This is a genomic window from Streptomyces sp. NPDC000594 (genome assembly GCF_040299965.1).
Classification (GTDB): Bacteria; Actinomycetota; Actinomycetes; order Streptomycetales; family Streptomycetaceae; genus Streptomyces.
On sequence record NZ_JBEPCY010000058.1, the window covers coordinates 1 to 17,956 of the forward strand.

Sequence of the window (17,956 nt, forward strand, 5' to 3'; positions counted from 1 at the left end):
TCACCAATGCTCCGCAGTGGCTCAATCCTCCGCCTTGCGATGCACGTCACCAGACCCCGCTCCCTGATCCAGCCTGATCCGAAAGAAACTCCCTACACCCTCGGATCGTTCTTCGCCGCCCAGGAATGGCTGCCGCTCGCCGGTCTGCCGTGGTTCCCCGCCCCGGAGAAGGGCATCGCGGACCCCGCCCCGGGGGACTTCCTCGATCTGACCCTGGCCATGCTGTGCCGTCGCGTACGGCAGGCCGCGGCCGAACGGGCCTGCGACCGGCTCGACCTCGCGGGCCTCCTCGATGCCCGGCTGCGTCTGCGCGACCCCCGCGCCTACGGGTTCCCGGCCGGGCACGCCTACGGAAGTCTCGCGCCCTATCTCTCGGGGCGGGTACGGGACGAGCTGCTGCGGGCCGCCCCGGACCGAGCGGCCGCCGAGTGGATCCTCGAACTCACCGTGGCGACGCAGGGCTTCGCCCGCCGGCCCGTGGCGCTGATCCTGGCCGGCCGCTGGGCGGAGCTGGCCGTCCTCGAAGCCGACACCTTCCCGGACGACGGCCGCAGCGCGGTCAATCTGGCGCTGGCCGCGGAGATGCTCGGTGCGGAGCCGGCGCCCCTGTCCGTCCCCACCGCGCCGGGCACCGGGCGCCCGGAGGACGAGCGGTGGGCCGTACTGAGCACCCTCGCCCGCCTCGACGCCGGGCGGCGGCGACGGTTCCTGGACCGGCTGCCCGCCCCGGACGCCGCCGAACTGGACCCGCTGCTGCGGATCGCCGCCCTCCCCGGCGGCACGGAGGCGCTCGACGGGCTGCTCGCCGGGGAGCTGTCCGGCCCGGAACGCGTCGCGGCCACCGTCGCCCTGGTACGGGCCCTGCACACGGCGGCCGGCGACGGCGACCCGGACCCGGCGCTGGTGGACCGGTTGTGCGCGCTGGCCGTCGCGGTCGACCGGGTCGGTGAGGTGTTCGGCCTGCTCGCCGCCGTGTCAGGGGGCCGCTGGACCGACTGGCGCGCCGCGGGTACGGACGGGCGGCGCCGGCTCGGCACCCACCGCGCGCCTGCCCCCTCCGCCGGGTAGCCGGGCGGGGGACCGGCGCGGGAAGGCTGTCGGAGCGGGCGGACAGTTGAGGACGGTAGCTGACCGCAAGGGTTCCTAACCTGGTGGAGACCGAGCAGAGCGGACCACCGAAAGGCAGGGACCATGAACAGCATGGAGCCGACCACCTCCTCCCCCACCGAGGCTCCGGCCGTCACCGGCGAGCGGGCCGAGTGGCTGGAGACACTGGCCAAGCACCGGTACTTCCTGCGCTTCACCACCCGTGATCTCACCGATGAGCAGGCCCGTCTGCGGACCACCGCCAGCGAGCTGTGTCTGGGCGGCCTGATCAAGCATGTCACCGCGGCCGAACGGAACTGGGGCGATTTCATGGTGAACGGTCCGGCGGCCATGAAGGACTTCGGGAAGCTGACCGAGGCCGAGCTGGCCGAGTGGGCGGACGACTTCCGTCTGCTGCCCGACGAGACGCTCGCCGGTGTGCTGGCCGCGTACGAGGACGTGGCCAAGCGGACGGACGAGCTGGTGGTCACCGTGCCCGACCTGGACACCGTCTGGCCGCTGCCGGACGCCCCGTGGTTCGAACCCGGCGCGCGGTGGTCGGTCCGCCAGGTCCTGATGCACATCGTCACCGAGACCGCCCAGCACGCGGGCCACGCCGACATCATCCGCGAGTCCCTCGACGGCGCCAGGAGCATGGGCTGAGCCCCGGGGCCCCGGCCCCGGGGCGGGCCGTCAGCCGAGGGCTCCGATGGACTCCAGATGGCGCCAGAAGTCCCGCATCATCCGCTCGTCCACATCGGGCAGGGCCACCCCGAGCCGCTCCAGGGCCCGCAGGGTGCGGTCATTGCGATAGACATCCGCCTCGGGCTCGGCACTCCCGGTGCTCCCAGCGGTCCCGGTGCTCTCCGTGCTCTCCGTGCTCTCGACATGCTGCTGGAACACATCCAGATACGGCAGGAACGGCAGGTCCCGCCCGGCCTCGCCGGCCTGCCTGAGGCGGCGCAGCCACTCCGCCACGGACACCGGCTCCGACCGGGTGCCGCGCAGCCCGTCGAGGACCCGCAGAAACGGCTCGGTGGCGGTCTGCCGGGGGTGGTGCAGATGGTGCACCACCCCGATGTCCGGGCCGTCGTCGGTGAGGGCGAGGGCCACCAGGGCACGGGCCGCGATGTCCGCCGGCAGCAGATCGGCCTGCATCGCCGTGCCCTCCGGGTGACACCCCAGGGCGGCACAGCTGAGCAGGAGGCGGCAGAACATGTCGTCGGGGTTGATGGCGCCCCGCTCCGACTCGGCCCACATCCGGCCGAGCCGGTACACCCGCGCGGACGCGCCCCGGGCGGCGGCCTCCTGGACCATCAGATCGGCCACCCACTTGCTCGCCACATAGCCGTCGGCGGCCAGGTGCCGCGCGCCCCGGGCCGGGGAGTCCTCGGTCAGCAGCCTCGGCTCCTCGGCGGCACCGAAGATCCCCAGTGTGGAGACATGGTGGAAGCGTTTCGGCCTGCCCTCGGCGGCGAGCCGCAGCAGGGTCCGGGTGCCCTCCACATTGGCCGCCCTCAGCCGCCCGTACGCCGACAGATGGTGCACATGGGCACCTGAGTGGACGATCGTGTCCAGCTCGTCGCGGAGCCCGTCCCAGCGGGCGGTGTCGATACCGAGGCCGTCATGGGCGAGGTCGCCGGGGACGATGCGCAGGCGCGCGGCGGCGGCGCCCGTCTCGATGCCGTACGGGGCCAGTACGGCATGCAGCCGGGCGCGTCCGGCCTCCTCGGTGTCGGCGCGTACCAGGCAGTGCACCTCCGCGTCGGTCCGGGTCAGGAGTTCCCGCAGCAGGAAGGCGCCGACGAAGCCGGTGGCGCCGGTGAGCAGGATCCGCCGGGGCGGGACGCCGAAGCCTCCGGTGTCCGGGAAGCGCAGGCCGGGCGGGAGGTGTGCCTCCGACGCCGGCACCGTCTCGGGGGAGCCGGGCGGGCGGCCCGCCGTACCGGCGGCGATCAGCGCGGCGAGGTCGCTCGGCCGGGGGGCGGTGAGGAAGTCCCGTACCCCGACGCGTACCCCGAGTTCGGCGTTGACCCGGGACATCAGCCGCACCATCAGCAGCGAGTGGCCGCCGAGGGCGAAGAAGTCGTCGTCCACGCCGACCCTCGCCACGCCCAGGACCTCCGCGAAGACGGCGCACAGCGTCTCCTCCTGCGGGGTGCGCGGTTCCCGGTGGGCGGCGCCGGTGCCCCCGACGAGGTCCGGTGCGGGCAGGGCCGCGCGGTCCAGCTTGCCGTTGGGGGTCAGCGGGAACCGGTCCAGGACCACGAAGGCCGACGGGACCATGAAGTCGGGCAGTCGTGCCGCCGTGTACGCGCGCAGCTCCTCGGCGTCGACGGCGTCCCCCGTCACATAGGCCACCAGCTGTTTCCCGGCGGGCGCCGTCCGTACCACGACCGCGGCCTGGATCACCTCGTGATGGGCGGTGAGGGCGGCCTGGACCTCGCCGGGTTCCACCCGGAAGCCCCGGATCTTGATCTGGGTGTCGGCGCGGCCCGCGTACTCCAGCTGTCCTTCGTCGTTCCAGCGGGCGAGGTCGCCGGTGCGGTACATACGGGAGCCGGGCGGGCCGTAGGGGTCGGCGACAAAGCGTTCGGCGGTCAGGTCCGCCCGGCCGAGGTAGCCGCGGGCGGGCCGGCCGGAGATGTACAGCTCTCCGACGACACCGGTGGGTACGGGGCTCAGCCAGGGCCCGAGCACCTGGGCGCGCACGCCGGGCAGGGGGGTGCCGATGGGCGCGCCGCCGGTGCCGGTCCGGGCGTTGTCGGTGGTGAAGGCGGTGGCGTAGAAGGACTCCGTCTGGCCGTAGGCGTTGACGACCCGGACGCCGGGCAGCGCCTTCCGTACCCGCTCGACCAGCGTCCACGGCAGGTCCTCACCGGCGAGGACCAGGGTGTCGACGGTGGTGGTGGGGGCGATCCGGTCGAGCAGTTCGGCGAGGGCGGAGGGGACGGTGCTGATGACACCGCCGGTCCAGGTGGCGCGTTCGCCCAGCTCCAGGATGTCCTGGGCGAGGTCGAGGGTGCCGCCGTGGCAGAGGGTGGTGAAGATCTCGAAGACGGAGACATCGAAGTTGACGGAGGTGGCGGCAAGGACGCGGGAGCCCTCGGTGATGCCGGTCAGGGCGGCGAGGTGGTGGATGCCATGGGTGAGGGTGGCGTGTTCGAGCAGGACGCCCTTGGGGGTGCCGGTGGAGCCGGAGGTGTACATCACATAGGCCAGCGCCCGGGGGTCCGACCGGTCCGTGGTCGCCGTGACCGCCGGGCCGGCCGGATCAGCCGGGCCGTCACCGGGCCGGGGGACGAGGTCGAGGTCGTCGAGGCGGAGCAGCGGGGCCGTGGTCCCCGGCAGCTCCCCGGCCGTGGCGGTGTCGGTGAGGATCAGCGCGGGTTCGGCGTCGCGGAGGATGAGGTCCCGGCGGGTGCTGGGGTACTTGGGGTCGAGCGGCAGATAGGCGGCGCCCGTCTTGAGGACCGCGAGCAGGGCCACCACCAGCTCGGGGGAGCGCGGCAGTGCGACGGCCACCACGGTCTCCGGTCCGGCGCCCCGGCCGACCAGCTCCCGGGCCAGCCGGTCGGCGCGGGCGTCGGTCTCCGCGTACGAGAGGGTGACGCCGTCGCAGATCAGCGCCGTGGCGTCCGGTGCGGCCGCCGCCCGCCGCTCGAAGAGGCGGTGCAGTGTGGTCCGCGGCGCGGGATCCGCCGTGGCGTCCACAGGGCGCAGGAAGCGTTCGCGGTCCGCCGGGGTCAGCAGGTCGACCCGGGCCACCGGCGCGTCGGGAGCGGTCAGGACGAGGCGCAGGATCCCGGGCAGGCACCCGGCGATGTGCTCGACCGCGGCCCGGTCGAGCGCGGACGGCTGGTACTGGAGCAGCAGCCGCAGATGCGGGTCCATGCCCGCCACCAGGGTCAGCGGGTAGTGGGTGCCGGTGAAAGGGCGCATCCCGGTGAAGGCGATCCCCGCCGCCGTGGCCGCGTCGGCGGTCTCGGCCCGGTCGACCGGATAGGACTGGAACACCACCAGGGTGTCGAACAGCTCCTTCAGACCGGTGGTCCGCTGGATCGCGGGCAGGCCGTGGTGATGGTGGTCGAGCAGGGCGGCCTGCCGCTCCTGGAGGGTGGTCAGGATCTGGGTGAACGAGGCGCCCGGGGCGCAGCGGACCCGTACCGGCAGGGTGTTGATGAACAGGCCCACCATCGACTCGACCCCGGCGACGGCGGGCGGGCGGCCGGACACGGTGGCCCCGAAGACCACGTCGTCCCGGCCGGTGAGCCCGGCGAGCGCCACCGCCCAGGCGCCCTGGACCAGGGTGTTGACGGTCACGCCCAGCTCGGCGGCGCGCCGGGGCAGGGCCTGGGCGTCCTCGGCGGAGAGCACCACGTCGACCTGTCCGACGCCGGTGGTGTCGGCGGGTGCCTGCCGCTGCCCCGGCGGCAGGTTCTTCTGCGCGGCGGAAACGCCGAACGAACGCAATGGGACTCCCCTGGTGGTGTGTGGAGGCGCGGAGGATCCACGGTGGTGCGGGGCCACCCTCCGTCCCGCGCGGGCGGTGAACGATCGCTCGCCGGAAGCAGTTAACGGACCGGGCGCCCGCCCTGTCCAGACAGGCATTCTGGCCAGTGGCCGCGATAACGCGGGTGCCGGCCGTGCCGGGTCGGCGCACCCGCGCCCGGTACGGGGGCCGGTACGGGAGGCGGTACGGGGCCGGGTTCAGACGGCGGACGGGCCGGTGGCGAAGGGGCGCCGGGCGAGCAGGAGTTGATAGCCGAACTCGGGCATCAGCTGGAGCGGTGACCGCATCGCGGCGGCGATGGCCCGTGCCTGGTCCCCGTAACGCTCCTCGATCTCCCGGCGGTGCCGGGTGACGGAGTCGGCGATCCGGTGGACGGTCAGCCGGGTGTGGTCGCTGAGGTCGGTCAGCTCCTCGACGACCAGCCCTTCCTCGTCGGCGAGGTCCCGGTAGTAGTCGGCGGTGGGGAACGGGGCGAGCCGCTGGACGGCGAGGCCGTGCTCGACGCCGGAGCGCAGCTCAGGGGCGATCTCCCCGCGCAGCAACATATCGGTGAGGACGATCCGGCCGCCGGGGCGGAGCACCCGCACACACTCCCGCAGGGCGCGCGGGCGGTCCAGATGGACGAAGGACTCCAGGGCGAAGACGGCGTCGAAGGAGGCGTCAGGATAGGGCAGGGCCATGGCGTCGGCATAGGCGAAGCGCACCCTGCCCTGGGCGCCCGCCGCCCGTGCGCGGTCGCTCGCCTCGTCCACCTGGCGCCGGTTGTACGAGATCCCGAGCACGGTGGCCCCGGTGAGCGCGGCGAGCCGGAGCGCGGGGACACCGACGCCGCAGCCGAGGTCGAGCACCCGGTCCCCCGGCCGGGGGGCGAGCCGCTCGGCCACCACCCGGGTCAGCCGGTCGGTGGCCTCCGCCAGATCGCTGGTGTCCTGGTCGTCGTCCCAGTAGCCGAAGTGGAAGTTGTCGCCCCAGACCAGTTGGAGCAGGGGGCCCATCACATCGTAATAGGCGGCGACGTCGTCGGCGTCCGGTACTCCTGCCGTGCGCATGCGGTCTCCGTGGGGGGTGTCGGGGCCGGGTGGGCCCGGTGCGCGGAAGGGTCACCAGGTGATGGGCAGTTCGAGGAAGCCTCCCGCGTGCGTCCTGCGTACCCGGAGCTCCTCCAGCGGGGTGGCGAAGGCAAGCCGGGGGAACCGGCGGAGCAGCGCGGCGAACGCGGTCCGCAGTTCGACCCGGGCCAGCGGGGCGCCGGAGCAGTAGTGCGCCCCATGGCCGAAGTTGAGGTGCGGATTGGGGGTACGGGTGATGTCGAAGGTCTCGGGCCGGTCGAAGCGGTCCGGGTCGAAGGCGCCCGCCTGGGCGCACACCAGGACGATGCTCTCCGCGGGCAGGGTCACCCCGCCGACCTCGACATCCTCCGAGGGGTAGCGCAGGGTGCCGTCCATCTCGTGTCCGGGCGGGAAGAGACGCAGCATCTCCTCGACGGCGCCGCCCATCAGCTCCGGCGTTTCCCGCAGCAGCTTCAGCTGGTCGGGGTGGCGCAGCAGGGCGCAGAGCCCGTACTCGATCTGGACGGTGGTGAAGCCGAGTCCGGCGACGAGCAGGCCGACGGTGAGGCCCAGGATCTCCTGTTCGGTGACGGCTCCCTCGCGTTCCGCCGCCACCAGGTCGGAGAGCAGGTCCTCGGCGGGTTCGCGGCGTTTGCGCTCCAGATGGCCGGCGAGGTGGGAGGTGAACTCCCGGTAGGAGCGCTCGGCTTCCCCGGGGGGCAGCAGGACCGGCGGCATCAGGGCCTGTTCGGTCCAGCCGGAGATCCGGGTGTGGTCGTCGTAGGGGATGCCGAGCAGGGCGCAGAGCACCATGGAGGGCAGGGTGTGGGTGAGGCCGGCGCAGAGGTCGGCGGGTGGGCCGCTCTCCTCCAGGGTGTCGAGGAGGGTGTCGGTGAGCCGGGCGACGACGGGTTCGAGCGCTTCCATCCGGGCACGGGAGAAGGCGGGTCCGACGAGCCGGCGGAGGCGGGTGTGCTCCTCGCCCCGTACCGAGCTGAGCCATCCCTCGGCGCTGAGGAAGTACGGCTGGTTGACGGTGTAGCCGCCGGGCGGCATGCCGTTGGGGCGGAAGCGGGGGTCGCCGAGGACGGCGCGCACATCGTCGTAGCGGGTCACGATCCAGCCGTCGATGCCCAGGGGGAGGCGGACCGGGGTGGGGGGCCGGTCGCGGGCGGCGAGCATCCCGGGCGAGGGCAGGATGTGCAGCGGCCGGACGAAGGGCAGTTCGGGCGCCGGGGGGTGGACGAGGGGCACGGTCTCTCCCGTCTCCCCCGGTGACGGGGGCGGCCATGGAGCGTTCTGCGTGCGGAGGGTGGGTACGGGGGGCGTTGCGCGCCGATGGTAGTACCCGCTCACCACCGGATGCAGGCCCCGGCGCGAGGGCGGCCGGAAAACGCCGGAGGGCGGCGTCCTCCGGCCGGCCTGCCGGGGCCGCCCGTCCTGCTACGGCAGCGCGGGAGGCCACTTCCCCGACGCGTCGGGCGTCTTCTCGAAGGTGCGGTCCCGCACCAGGATCCAGCTGTCGCCGGGGCCCCGCTGGAAGACAAAGGTGTGCGCGGAGACCACCGGCCGCTCCCCCTTCCCTTCCTTTCCTTCTTTCCCTTCTTTCCCTTCCTTTCCTCCGGACACCGGCCCGGTTCTCCCCTCCGGGGCGGACCTCTCGCGGTGGTAGACGGTCTCCTGGGAGAAGTCGACGCGTGCGCTGTCGTCTTCGTACATCTCCACATCGACCGAGTGGAGCCGGACCTCGGCCCGGCTGAACCCGCGTCCCTCGGCGGCCTCGCGCCGACCGGTCCGGGCGAGTTCGGCGTAGTGGGGCCGGACCAGCTCCATGACCGCGGCGGTGGCGCCGCGCGGCCGGGGCGCCCTGGTGTCCCGGGCCACGGCGGTACGGAGGTCGGCGCGCTCCTGGATGACGGCGAGCGCGGCCCGCTCGACGACCTTCTCGTCGTCGGAGAGCCATCGCTCGATGTCCGGATACACCAGGGGCAGCGCCAGCACTCCCAGCAGCACCCCGATACCGGTCCGCAGGGCGATTCTGGCTCTTCTGCTCTCCATGGTCGGCTTCCCCCTCTTTCTTGATCAGTACCGTAAAAGGATAGAAAACCGCAGGTCAGAGCGGATCACCGGGTCCGATGAGAGGCATGCTCGGGAGGCGCCGGAGTGGCGGGAGAGGCCATCCGGCCCAGTGGGGCGCGCCGTTGCCCGGGGCGGGTGGTGCCGCGGCCTAGGGTGCGGCCCATGACACGCTTCCGTACCGCCACCCGTGTGGCCGCCGTGGTCGTCGCCGCTCTGGCCTGCGCGGCTCCGGCACCCGCCACGGCGGACGACGGCTGGCTGCCGACCGGGCAGGGCATCGTGTCGGGAGTGAGCGGTCTCGCGGTCGCCGGTTCGGATCCCGCCGTGGTCGACCTGCTGGCGGTGCACGACAACAAACACCCCGGGGAGCAGCGGGTCTCCCGTATCCGGCTGGTGCCGGGCGGTGTGCCGGAGGTCGAGCCGCTGCGCTGGGAGGGTGCGGATCCGGTGGATCTGGAGGCGCTGGCGGAGGTGCCGGGGCGCGCGGACGAATTCGTCGCCTTCGAGAGCTCCGGCCGGGGCTTCCATCTGCGGCTGCGGCCGGGCGCGGTCACGGTGGTGCGGGAGTTCACCGTCCCGGGGGCGCGCGAGGCAGGGCACCACGACAACTACGAGGGCTTCGCGCTGGTACGGCGGTGGGGCCGGACGGCGGCCGTCTGGGCGCACCGGGGCCAGGACGAGGAGCCGGCGGTGGTGCGCTCGGCCCTGGTGGACTGGGCGACGCTGACCTTCGGCCCGCCCGAGAGCCGTACCGTCACCGTCCCGTACCCGGCGGAACATGTCCGGCACATCAGCGATATCGAGATCACCGCCACCGGGGAGGTCCTGACCTCGGCCGCCTCCGACCCCGGGGACGACGGGCCGTTCGACAGCGGTCTGTACGCGGTGGGGCGGATCACATCGAGCCCGTTCACCGGGCCGGGGTTCGCGCCGTACGACACACCGGTGGCGCTGGGGGTCCGTACCGGCCACAAGGTGGAGGCGGTGGCCTGCCGCGCGGGCACCCCCACCACGGTGCTCGGCAGTGACGACGAGCATCTGGGCGGGGCGGTACGGCCGGACGGGATCTGTCCGGGCGACGGCTGATCCGGACGGTACGGGGCCGATCCGCTCGGCGCGCCGGCCGCGGTGGACGCGGCGGTGGGGGCGCTGATCCGCCAGGGTCAGGGAGCGGCGGCGTGTCGTCAGTCGGCGGTCCTGCGCAGGACCAGGCAGAGAAAGCCGAAGCTGTCGCGGTACTCCCGCAGCCACCCGGTCCGATGGGCCGTCGCGGTCGCGAGGGCCTCGGCGGCGTCCGGGTCGTCGGGGTGGTCGAGGGCCCAGCCGGCGAGGGTGCCGGTCCAGCACCACTCGTAGTCGTCCAGCTCCTGGCGGGTGCTGACATGTCCGTACACCGGGGTCCAGCCGTCCGCGACGACCCGGTCCACGGTGGTGGCGAGGTCGGTGAAGTCGCCCAGGGTGCGGACCGCTTCGGGGCCGGGTTCGCGCTCCCAGAAACCGTCGCCGACGAGGATCCGGCCGCCGGGGGCGAGATGTTCGCGGGCGGCGGCGAGGGTGGGGAGCAAACCGCCGAAGGCATGGGTCGCGCCCACACTGAGGACCAGGTCGAAGGCGTGGGCGGCGGGAAGCTCCGACGCGTTCCCGTGGTGCAGGACGAGACGGTCGGCCACCCCGGCGGCCTCGGCCAGCTCCCCGGCCCGCCGCAGCGCCGGGGCCGAGAGATCCACCCCTTCGGCCCGGGTGCCCGGGTGCGCGGTCAGGGTCCGCAGCAGCCACTGACCGGTCCCGCAGCCGAGGTCGAGCACCCGGGCGTCGGGGCGGTGCACGGAGCGGGTGAGCAGCCGGCGTACGGAGTCGTCGTCCAGTGGGCTCGCGATGGGGTGGTCGGCATGGGCGCGGTACGACAGAAGATCTCGGTCCATGCGGGGACTGTGTCAGCCACCTACCCGTGGGACCAGCGGTTTTCCGGGTGGGGCCGGCCCGCCCGCTGCGGCCGGCCCCTTTCCTGGGCGGTGTCGGGGTCAGAGCCGCAGGGTGTCGGCGGCGGAGGGCAGCCGGGTCTGGATCAGCAGCGCCAGCCGCCGCCGTCCGGCATCCCCGGAGAGGCTCGACGCGACGGAGCCGACCCGCCAGAAGTCGGCACCGGAGCGGACCATCGGCGTCCCCTGTCCGTCCACGACCTCCCCCTCCAGCGTGGGCAGCTCCTTCATCACCACCGCATAGGCATCGGCGTCGTTGTGCCGGCTGCCCTGGGCATCAACCACATCGATGACCTGCGGGAAGACCCGGTGCAACGCCACCGCTCCGGCCGCCTTCTGCAGAACGAAATCCGAGGGAAAATCGAAAGGTTCCGGCATCACCACTTTGATGCCGTTCCAGTAGGCATTGATGACCAGGGCGATCTTGGCCGACTCCGCCCGCTTGAACTTTCCCAGCTCCAGAATGGGCTTCAGCGATCGGGCGAAGGCGGGTTTGGGAATCGTCACCCCATCACCCTTCACCTTGCGCTTGTTCGCCTCCTGGAACTTCCCCTTCCAGGGCCCGTCCAGCCCGGCCAGCTCATCGACCACGGCATAGGCCCTGGTCACCCAGTCCTTTCCCTCAACGGCCAGCAGCTCGCCCAGTTTGGGGTCGTCCTCGGCCATCTTGGTCAGCAACTGCCAGGCCAGATCGGTCTTGACCGACATGGCATTCGTATTGACCTCGTAGAACTCCCGCATCTCCTCCCCCTGGGACAGCCCGAGGGTGACCGACAGCGGAACCGGGAACCCGGCCATGCTGCTCTCCTCCTCCTGCTCCTTGAGCAGCTGCCGCAGACCTCCCTGCCGGTGCTGGCCGTCGTAGATCCAGATCTTGATGTCCGGGGGAAGCTTCAGCAGGCCGCTGCCGACCCAGTTGCCGCCCTCCCGCAGGGCCCGGTCATAGCCGCCCCGATCATGGTCGACGATGACCCCGACCCGTTCGAAGTCGTCGGGCCGGATATTGGCGAGGAGCGGATTGGGCATCCGGCCGCCGTTCTGGTAGTACACCGCCGCTTTGCGGACCCGGGTCTGAACGGGGTCACGCTGATACCCGGTGCGGGAGTCCGGGTTATAGGTGTCCACCGCCTGGACTTCGGAGACGGTGGCCGCTGAGGCGAATCCCTGCAACATGGGGGTGCCGCGCTGAACACAGAGCGCGCCATGGATAAGGACCATTTCTGAATGGTTCATCTGTTCCAAACTCTCACCGCGCAGCCGGAGCTGCCTTCACCACCTCCAGAAACTAAATCAAAAAATGAATAAGCGTCAAACTGACTATTTCATCGGACCGTCGGAAAGTCATATGATGCGTTTTTACTGACCGGCTCCTCGATACCGGCTCACGCATCACGGCTCGCGGCTCGCGGCTCGCGGCCTCTACCAGGGGGCGACGGCCCTCAGCACCGTCACCACCAGGGTCTTGGCGGTGATCTTGTAGCGGATGATGACAAAGCGTCCGATGGTCGCGTCGCGGAGGTCCTTGTCCTTGCCGACCGGCGCGGACCCGTGCCCATAGGGGTCATGGCCCACACCGCGCTCGATCTGGCTCTCCACCTGGGTCCGTACTCCGGGGGCGAGGGAGGCGAGCCCGGTCTCGGCCCGGCGGCTGTAGGTGATGCGGTAGCGGCTCACGGCTGATAGGAAGTCCCGTCCTCGTCGCAGACCCCGCTCCACCCGCCGCCCCCGCACGGCGCGCCTCCCGTGCGCCGCACGGGGCGCACGGGAGCCGGACCGGCGCGGGAAGCCCGATCAGCGCACCGGGACCCGGCGGGGGCGGGGCGGCACCGCGCGCCCGGCCACCGCCGGCAGCAGGCCCTTGAGGGACGGCGAGGGCTCCAGGCCGAGTTCATCGGAGAGCACCCGGCGACAGTGGTCGTACTGACGCAGCGCCGCGCCCCGGTTCCCCGCCGCGAGATGCGCCTTCACCAGCACCCGGTGGGCGCTCTCGCGCAGGGGCTCGGCCCGCACGGCGGCGAGCCCCGCCGCGACGGCCTCGCCGTGGCGCCGGGCCTCCGTCAGCCGCTCGGCCATCGCCTCCAGGGCGTACAGCCGCAGCTGGTGGTACTGCTCACGCTCCATCAGCACCCACTCGCTCTCCGGCCATTCGGGCAGCAGATCGGCCGAGAGGTCCACCCGGGTCCGGGTGGTGAGGATGTCGTCGCAGGACCGGGAGACATCGAGCAGCCGGTGCGCGCGGGCGACCGCCTCATGGAGATCGACGGCGATGTCCCCGCAGACCGCCAGCTCCTGGGCGGAGGTGTCGATGACCGGGTGTCCGGTGCGGCTCGCCCGCCAGAGCGACGACCGGAGATTGGCGTGCGCCCGTGCGCTGGTGACATCGGGCCAGAGGACCCCGGCCACATAGGCGCGGGTGCGCGGCATCCCCTGGAGGGCGAGAAAGGCGACCAGCCGCTGCGCACTGGAGCACATCGGGATCCGTATCTGGTCGACCGAGAGGGCGAAGCCCTTGAGCAGTGTCAGCGTCATGGTGTGAGCCGGTGCGGTCATTGGCTTCCCCCGGGCGGTGTCGGCTCCAGCGATCTTTTCGGTGACTCCGGGACACTGGAGGCCATTTTACGGACAACCCATGATCGTGTGGTGAAAGTCTTGGCATAAGGGTCGTTCCCAGACATCACCGAAGCGTCGCGCGAGCGTCACCCGTCCTGGCGGAGTATCTCATCGAGCCAGGCGCGCACGGCGGTGAGCACGTCCTCCACCGTCGCGGTGACGGCCATGGACGTCTCATGGGCATCCACCGAACGGATGACGCGTGCCCGAAAGCCGTCCGGCCGGTCCTGTTCCACCCACACCCGGACTATCAGGATGCCGCCGCGCTCTGAGGGGGTCTCCATAAGAGGCCGAGGATGCCAGACGGCTGTCACCGGGACGTTGTCCGACCGTGGCCGGACGGCACCGCGGCGGCGGTCGCGCGGAACCGGTGCGGCGTACGGGAACGGAGCGGTGACGCCCGTGCGACGACGGGGTCGCGACCCCGCCACGGGTCCCTCCCCATGCTGCGGGGGCAGCCTTGACCAGCACGGCCGGGGGTGGACCGCATGGGTGACTTCGGTGTCATCGCCGATGTCTCGAACATCATCGTGGAGACTCTCACCGAGTCCCTGAAGGCACTGAGTCCGGATCAGCCGCCGATCGCGGAGCTGAACGACCTCTCCGGCACGGTGCAGACCACACCGGCCAAGCTCACCGTGTTCCTGTACGACGTCTCCGAGGACCCCACGTCCCGGAACCGGCCGCCGGTGCGCTCCCAGCCGCCCGCCGCGCCCACCAGCCGCAAGCCTCCGATGGCCCTGCTGCTGCGCTATCTGATCACGCCCTGGGGCGGCGATCCGGTGACCCAGCACCGGATGCTGGGCCGGGCGCTCCAGACCTTCTACGACGACGCCATCCTGGACGGCGCACAGCTCACCGGCAGTCTCTCGGGGACCACCGACGCCCTCCATCTGGGGCTCACCCCGCTCACCCTCGACCAGAAGTCCTGGGTCTGGTACGCGATCCAGAAGCCGTACCGGGTGTCGCTGAACTACGAGGTCCGGGTGGTCGATCTGGAGTCGGCGGCGGTCACGGCGGTCCGGCCGGTGCGCAGCCGGGTGGTGGACGGGGTGCGGACAACATGAGCCGATTCCTTCCGGTGGAGCGTCCGCCGCTCTCCAGTCCGGCGTGGTTCGTGCCGTACGACGAGCACGCGCGGCGGGTGCGGACGGCCGGGGTGACGGTCCTGCTGGACCGGTTCACCGACGGTGTCTGGCTGCCGCTGGAGGACCGGCCGGTCCGGACGCCGAGCGCGGCGCTGGTCTATCCGGGGCTCGGCCGCCGGTCCGATCCGTGGGGGGTGCCCCCGGAGCGGCACCGGGCCCGTTTCGCCGCGCCGGGCATGCTGCCGCTGTATCCGGCGGACGGGCATCCCTTCGATGCGGCGGCCGTCGGGGTGGAGTTCCTGGTGCACGCGTACGGGGACACCCGACCGCCGGACGGGGCGACGGCGCCCCGGTTGGTGCGGCTGCTGCCCGCGGTCTCGTATCCGTACGGTCCGGGGGTCCGTACGGTCTCCGGTCTGGTGCGGGACGCGGTCTCCCGGGTCCCGGTGGGCCATGCCCTGGTGGAGACCGGGGGTTGGACCCGGGACCGGGTGGCCTGGCGGGAGCGCGTCCTCACCGACCCCCAGGGGTTCTTCCGGCTGGCCCTGCGCTTCGAGGGCGAGCGGGGCACGGCCGGGGGCGGGGAGGTCTTCCGTCTGGTGGCCACCGAGCGTCCGGGCCGGACCGGGTCGCTGTCCCTGCGGCTGCCCGGGGACGCCGCGCTGCGGCACGTCATCGAGATCCGCGAGAGTTGAGGAGCCAGTCATGGCGGAGTATCTGAGCCCCGGGGTCTATGTCGAGGAGGTCGACGCCGGGCCGCGGCCGATCGCGGGGGTGAGCACCAGTACGGCCGGAATGGTCGGGGTGACCGCGCGGGGCCCGTCGACCGGCAAACCCAAGCTGATCACGACATTCCTGGAGTTCCAGAACACCTTCGGCGGCTTTCTGCCGGAGCCGCCGGACACGGTGCGGGACGCCTGGGCGGAGGATCCCGCCGAGGGGGGCCGCTGGTGGCTCTTCCCGCTGGCGGTGAAGGGCTTCTTCGACAACGGCGGCCGGCGGCTGTACATCAAGCGGGTCGTCAGTTCGGCGGCGCTGCCGTCCTCGGGCGAGTTGGGCAGCGGTCTGGTGAGCCCGGTCGCGGCGGACGCGGCGCGCGGCGCGACCGGGGTGGAGCTGGGGCATCTGGTCGGCTTCGGCGGGGTCGGCCAGCAGATCCGGATCCTGCGCGGGGACGACGGGCAGGAGGTGCACAGCGCCCGGGTCACCGCCTACGACCGGGCCGCCCGGCGGATCGAGGTGGAGCCGCCGCTGCCCGCCGAGATCAGGACGGTGCGCGGGGACTATGTCCAGGTCGGGGAGCGCGACCGGGAGCCGTCCCTGGGGTTCGCCGCGATCTCCCCGGGGGCCTGGGGCGACGCGGTACGGGTGCGGCTGACCCCGGTGGTCCCGGCGGCGCTGCCGGTGCTGCCGGACCCGCAGGAGGGCGCGCTGTTCGTGAGCCGGCTGGTCGCGGAGGCGGTGGCGGACAGCGAGACGGTCGATGTGGCGGCGGTGGCCGGGCTCGACCCCGATGAGCTGCCCACCGATGTCTGGGTGCAGATCGACGGCGGGCGGTATCAGGTCCGGGTGAGCCAGCCGGCGGGCGGCCGGGTCCGGCTGACGTTCCCGGCGGGGACGGAGCATCCCGACTGGCGGACGGGGCTCGGGGTGCGCCGGGTGCGGCGGGGCAATCCGCGCGCCGGGCGGACGCTGCGGATCGGCGGCGCGAGCCGGCTGTACCGGGGTGCGGTGACCCAGCTCGACGACGGGAGCCGGCTGACGGTGCACCGGGTGAGCGCGGTCGACGCGGATGTGGTCACCTTTGACGCGCCGGTGACCGGGACGTACTGGGAGACCGACCGGCTCCATCTGATCGAGGCCCAGGTGGACACCCGGTACACCGATCCGGCGGGTGCGGCGGTGACGGAGACCTTCACCGGGCTGCGGCTGACCGGGGACGGCGAGACCGGGCTGCCCGCGGTGCTGGCCGCCCGCTCCCAGCTGGTGCGGGCGACGGCGCTGGCGGGTCTGTCGACGGATCCGGCGCGCTTCCCGCTGCCGCTGACCGGGTCCTGGCTGACGCTGGAGAGCGGCGACGACGCCCATGAGCGGCTGAGCGTGGCCGACTTCACCGGCATCGACGGCGGCAGCGGGCGGCGTACCGGCATCGTGGCCCTGGAGGACATCGACGAGGTGTCGGTGTGCGCGGTGCCGGGGGTGTGGTCGGGGACGGTGGAGTCGGCCCTGGTGACCCACTGCGAGCTGCTGAAGGACCGGTTCGCGGTGCTCGATCCGCAGGACGGTCTGGACCTGGAGGGCATCCAGGCGTTCCGGGAGCGGTTCGACACCCGGTACGCGGCGCTGTACTACCCCTGGCTGGTGGCCCGGGACCCGGCGTCGAACAGGGATGTGGAGGTGCCGCCGTCGGGCCATCTCGCGGGGATCTACGCCCGGGTCGATGTGGAGCGCGGGGTGCACAAGGCCCCGGCCAATACGGTGATCCGGGGGATCCGGGCGACCGACGGCATCGCCCAGGACGTGACCCGGCGCCATCAGGATCTGCTCAATCCGAAGGGGATCAACGCGCTGCGCTTCTTCCCCGGTCTGGGCCACCGGGTGTGGGGCGCGCGCACCCTGTCGTCGGACAGCTCGTGGAAGTACATCAATGTGCGGCGGCTCTTCCTCTATCTGGAGGAGTCGATCGACGAGGGCACCCAGTGGGTGGTGTTCGAGCCCAATGACGAGGCGCTGTGGGCCCTGGTCCGGCAGACGGTGGCCAACTTCCTGACCACGGTGTGGCGCAGCGGCGCGCTCGCCGGGACCACCGCCGACGAGGCGTTCTTCGTCGCCTGTGACCGCACCACCATGACCGAGGACGATCTGGCCAATGGCCGGCTCATCTGTGTCATCGGTGTCGCGCCGGTCTATCCGGCGGAGTTCGTGATCTTCCGGATCCAGCAGCAGACCCGCGAGACGGAGATCGCCTGACCGGCCGGGCCGCGACGGACCCCGACGCGGCCCCGCCCGGACCCAGCCGATACGGACCCAGCCGATACGGACGGACCCGGCACCGGACACCACCGGACGGCCCCAGATAGCCGAGGAGAGCCAGCATGCCCCCTGTGACCAGGGACGATCCCTATGCGTCCTATAACTTCCAGATCATCGTGACCAATGTCAGTGACGACGGGGTCGCGGTGAGCGGCTCCTTCACCGAGGCCAGCGGGCTCGAACTGGAGATTCCGGTGATCGAGTACCGCAATGGGAGCGAGGACATCACCGTCCGCAAGATCCCGGGCCTGAAGAAGTACACCAACCTCACCTTCAAGCGCGGGATCACCGGCCATGTCGGCTTCTGGAACTGGGTGGTCGAGGCGTTGAACGGGAAGGTGCGGCGGACCTCCGGTTCGATCGTGCTGCTGGACGAGAACCGCCAGGAGTCGATGCGCTGGAACTTCGACCGCGCCTGGCCGACCAAGTACACCGGCCCGTCGCTGAACGCCACCAAGAACGAGATCGCCATGGAGACCCTGGTCCTGGCGGTCGAGAAGCTGGAGATCGACGCCTGAC

The 17,956-nt window shown here is 72.2% G+C and carries 16 protein-coding genes; 7 read left to right on the forward strand and 9 right to left on the reverse strand.

The features are described from left to right. Positions 1-39 precede the first annotated feature (39 nt). Together ABT354_RS36950 and ABT354_RS36955 are read left to right on the forward strand one after the other, a co-directional pair. A complete protein-coding gene (locus tag ABT354_RS36950) occupies positions 40-1,068 on the forward strand; it encodes a hypothetical protein (protein WP_351502239.1) in 1,029 nt (342 codons plus the stop codon). 123 nt (positions 1,069-1,191) lie between these two features. Next, entirely contained in the window at positions 1,192-1,749 is a 558-nt protein-coding gene (locus ABT354_RS36955; RefSeq protein ID WP_351502241.1) for a DinB family protein, read from the forward strand. Positions 1,750-1,779: 30 nt separating this feature from the next. Here ABT354_RS36955 and ABT354_RS36960 read toward each other — a convergent pair whose 3' ends face one another. From ABT354_RS36960 to ABT354_RS36975, 4 genes are all read right to left on the reverse strand, one after another. Continuing rightward, positions 1,780-5,559 carry a non-ribosomal peptide synthetase gene (locus ABT354_RS36960; protein ID WP_351502243.1) on the reverse strand — a complete coding sequence of 1,260 codons (3,780 nt, stop codon included), beginning with the start codon at positions 5,557-5,559 and terminating at the stop codon, positions 1,780-1,782. Between the two features lie 237 nt (positions 5,560-5,796). Continuing rightward, the gene (locus tag ABT354_RS36965) at positions 5,797-6,648 is read right to left on the reverse strand and encodes an SAM-dependent methyltransferase (protein ID WP_351502245.1); all 852 of its coding nucleotides are present in this window, start codon (positions 6,646-6,648) and stop codon (positions 5,797-5,799) included. Positions 6,649-6,699: 51 nt separating this feature from the next. Then, positions 6,700-7,902: a cytochrome P450 gene (locus tag ABT354_RS36970; RefSeq protein WP_351502247.1), complete on the reverse strand. Its 1,203-nt coding sequence runs from the start codon at positions 7,900-7,902 to the stop codon at positions 6,700-6,702. Positions 7,903-8,091: 189 nt separating this feature from the next. After that, positions 8,092-8,706, reverse strand: coding sequence for a hypothetical protein (locus ABT354_RS36975; protein ID WP_351502249.1), 615 nt, complete (start codon positions 8,704-8,706; stop codon positions 8,092-8,094). A gap of 183 nt (positions 8,707-8,889) precedes the next feature. Here ABT354_RS36975 and ABT354_RS36980 point away from each other — a divergent pair, with 183 nt between their 5' ends. Then, positions 8,890-9,813 carry a hypothetical protein gene (locus tag ABT354_RS36980; RefSeq protein ID WP_351502251.1) on the forward strand — a complete coding sequence of 308 codons (924 nt, stop codon included), beginning with the start codon at positions 8,890-8,892 and terminating at the stop codon, positions 9,811-9,813. Positions 9,814-9,911: 98 nt separating this feature from the next. Here ABT354_RS36980 and ABT354_RS36985 read toward each other — a convergent pair whose 3' ends face one another. The 5 genes from ABT354_RS36985 to ABT354_RS37005 form a co-directional block, all read right to left on the reverse strand. Then, on the reverse strand, positions 9,912-10,649 hold the full coding sequence (locus ABT354_RS36985; protein ID WP_351502253.1) for an SAM-dependent methyltransferase: 738 nt from the start codon (positions 10,647-10,649) through the stop codon (positions 9,912-9,914). A gap of 99 nt (positions 10,650-10,748) precedes the next feature. Further along, positions 10,749-11,939 (reverse strand): DGQHR domain-containing protein, encoded by a 1,191-nt coding sequence (locus ABT354_RS36990; RefSeq protein WP_351502255.1) that lies wholly within the window; start codon positions 11,937-11,939, stop codon positions 10,749-10,751. A 186-nt stretch (positions 11,940-12,125) separates the two neighbouring features. Next, entirely contained in the window at positions 12,126-12,380 is a 255-nt protein-coding gene (locus ABT354_RS36995) for a hypothetical protein (RefSeq protein WP_351502257.1), read from the reverse strand. 117 nt (positions 12,381-12,497) lie between these two features. Next, the gene (locus tag ABT354_RS37000; RefSeq protein ID WP_351502259.1) at positions 12,498-13,256 is read right to left on the reverse strand and encodes an AfsR/SARP family transcriptional regulator; all 759 of its coding nucleotides are present in this window, start codon (positions 13,254-13,256) and stop codon (positions 12,498-12,500) included. Between the two features lie 146 nt (positions 13,257-13,402). Continuing rightward, on the reverse strand, positions 13,403-13,600 hold the full coding sequence (locus ABT354_RS37005; RefSeq protein WP_351502261.1) for a hypothetical protein: 198 nt from the start codon (positions 13,598-13,600) through the stop codon (positions 13,403-13,405). Between the two features lie 204 nt (positions 13,601-13,804). Here ABT354_RS37005 and ABT354_RS37010 point away from each other — a divergent pair, with 204 nt between their 5' ends. The 4 genes from ABT354_RS37010 to ABT354_RS37025 all read left to right on the forward strand — a co-directional run bounded on the left by ABT354_RS37010 (position 13,805) and on the right by ABT354_RS37025 (position 17,955). Continuing rightward, the gene (locus ABT354_RS37010) at positions 13,805-14,383 is read left to right on the forward strand and encodes a Pvc16 family protein (protein ID WP_351502263.1); all 579 of its coding nucleotides are present in this window, start codon (positions 13,805-13,807) and stop codon (positions 14,381-14,383) included. Beyond that, positions 14,380-15,099 carry a carboxypeptidase regulatory-like domain-containing protein gene (locus ABT354_RS37015; RefSeq protein ID WP_351502265.1) on the forward strand — a complete coding sequence of 240 codons (720 nt, stop codon included), beginning with the start codon at positions 14,380-14,382 and terminating at the stop codon, positions 15,097-15,099. Before ABT354_RS37010 ends, ABT354_RS37015 begins: the two co-directional genes overlap by 4 nt. Positions 15,100-15,109: 10 nt before the next feature. Next, positions 15,110-17,374, forward strand: coding sequence for a phage tail sheath family protein (locus ABT354_RS37020; protein WP_351502267.1), 2,265 nt, complete (start codon positions 15,110-15,112; stop codon positions 17,372-17,374). Positions 17,375-17,499: 125 nt separating this feature from the next. Continuing rightward, complete coding sequence (locus ABT354_RS37025; RefSeq protein ID WP_351502269.1) at positions 17,500-17,955, forward strand: phage tail protein; 456 nt, start codon at positions 17,500-17,502, stop codon at positions 17,953-17,955. The last annotated feature ends 1 nt before the right edge of the window (position 17,956 follow it).

What these genes read in the sequence shown, in the direction of transcription:
- ABT354_RS36950 (WP_351502239.1), top strand. Translation starts at nt 40, where the DNA reads ATGCACGTCACCAGACCCCGCTCCCTGATCCAGCCTGATCCGAAAGAA.
- ABT354_RS36955 (WP_351502241.1), top strand. Translation starts at nt 1,192, where the DNA reads ATGAACAGCATGGAGCCGACCACCTCCTCCCCCACCGAGGCTCCGGCC.
- ABT354_RS36965 (WP_351502245.1), bottom strand. Translation starts at nt 6,648, where the DNA reads ATGCGCACGGCAGGAGTACCGGACGCCGACGACGTCGCCGCCTATTAC.
- ABT354_RS36975 (WP_351502249.1), bottom strand. Translation starts at nt 8,706, where the DNA reads ATGGAGAGCAGAAGAGCCAGAATCGCCCTGCGGACCGGTATCGGGGTG.
- ABT354_RS36980 (WP_351502251.1), top strand. Translation starts at nt 8,890, where the DNA reads ATGACACGCTTCCGTACCGCCACCCGTGTGGCCGCCGTGGTCGTCGCC.
- ABT354_RS36985 (WP_351502253.1), bottom strand. Translation starts at nt 10,649, where the DNA reads ATGGACCGAGATCTTCTGTCGTACCGCGCCCATGCCGACCACCCCATC.
- ABT354_RS36990 (WP_351502255.1), bottom strand. Translation starts at nt 11,939, where the DNA reads ATGAACCATTCAGAAATGGTCCTTATCCATGGCGCGCTCTGTGTTCAG.
- ABT354_RS37000 (WP_351502259.1), bottom strand. Translation starts at nt 13,256, where the DNA reads ATGACCGCACCGGCTCACACCATGACGCTGACACTGCTCAAGGGCTTC.
- ABT354_RS37005 (WP_351502261.1), bottom strand. Translation starts at nt 13,600, where the DNA reads ATGGAGACCCCCTCAGAGCGCGGCGGCATCCTGATAGTCCGGGTGTGG.
- ABT354_RS37010 (WP_351502263.1), top strand. Translation starts at nt 13,805, where the DNA reads ATGGGTGACTTCGGTGTCATCGCCGATGTCTCGAACATCATCGTGGAG.
- ABT354_RS37015 (WP_351502265.1), top strand. Translation starts at nt 14,380, where the DNA reads ATGAGCCGATTCCTTCCGGTGGAGCGTCCGCCGCTCTCCAGTCCGGCG.
- ABT354_RS37020 (WP_351502267.1), top strand. Translation starts at nt 15,110, where the DNA reads ATGGCGGAGTATCTGAGCCCCGGGGTCTATGTCGAGGAGGTCGACGCC.
- ABT354_RS37025 (WP_351502269.1), top strand. Translation starts at nt 17,500, where the DNA reads ATGCCCCCTGTGACCAGGGACGATCCCTATGCGTCCTATAACTTCCAG.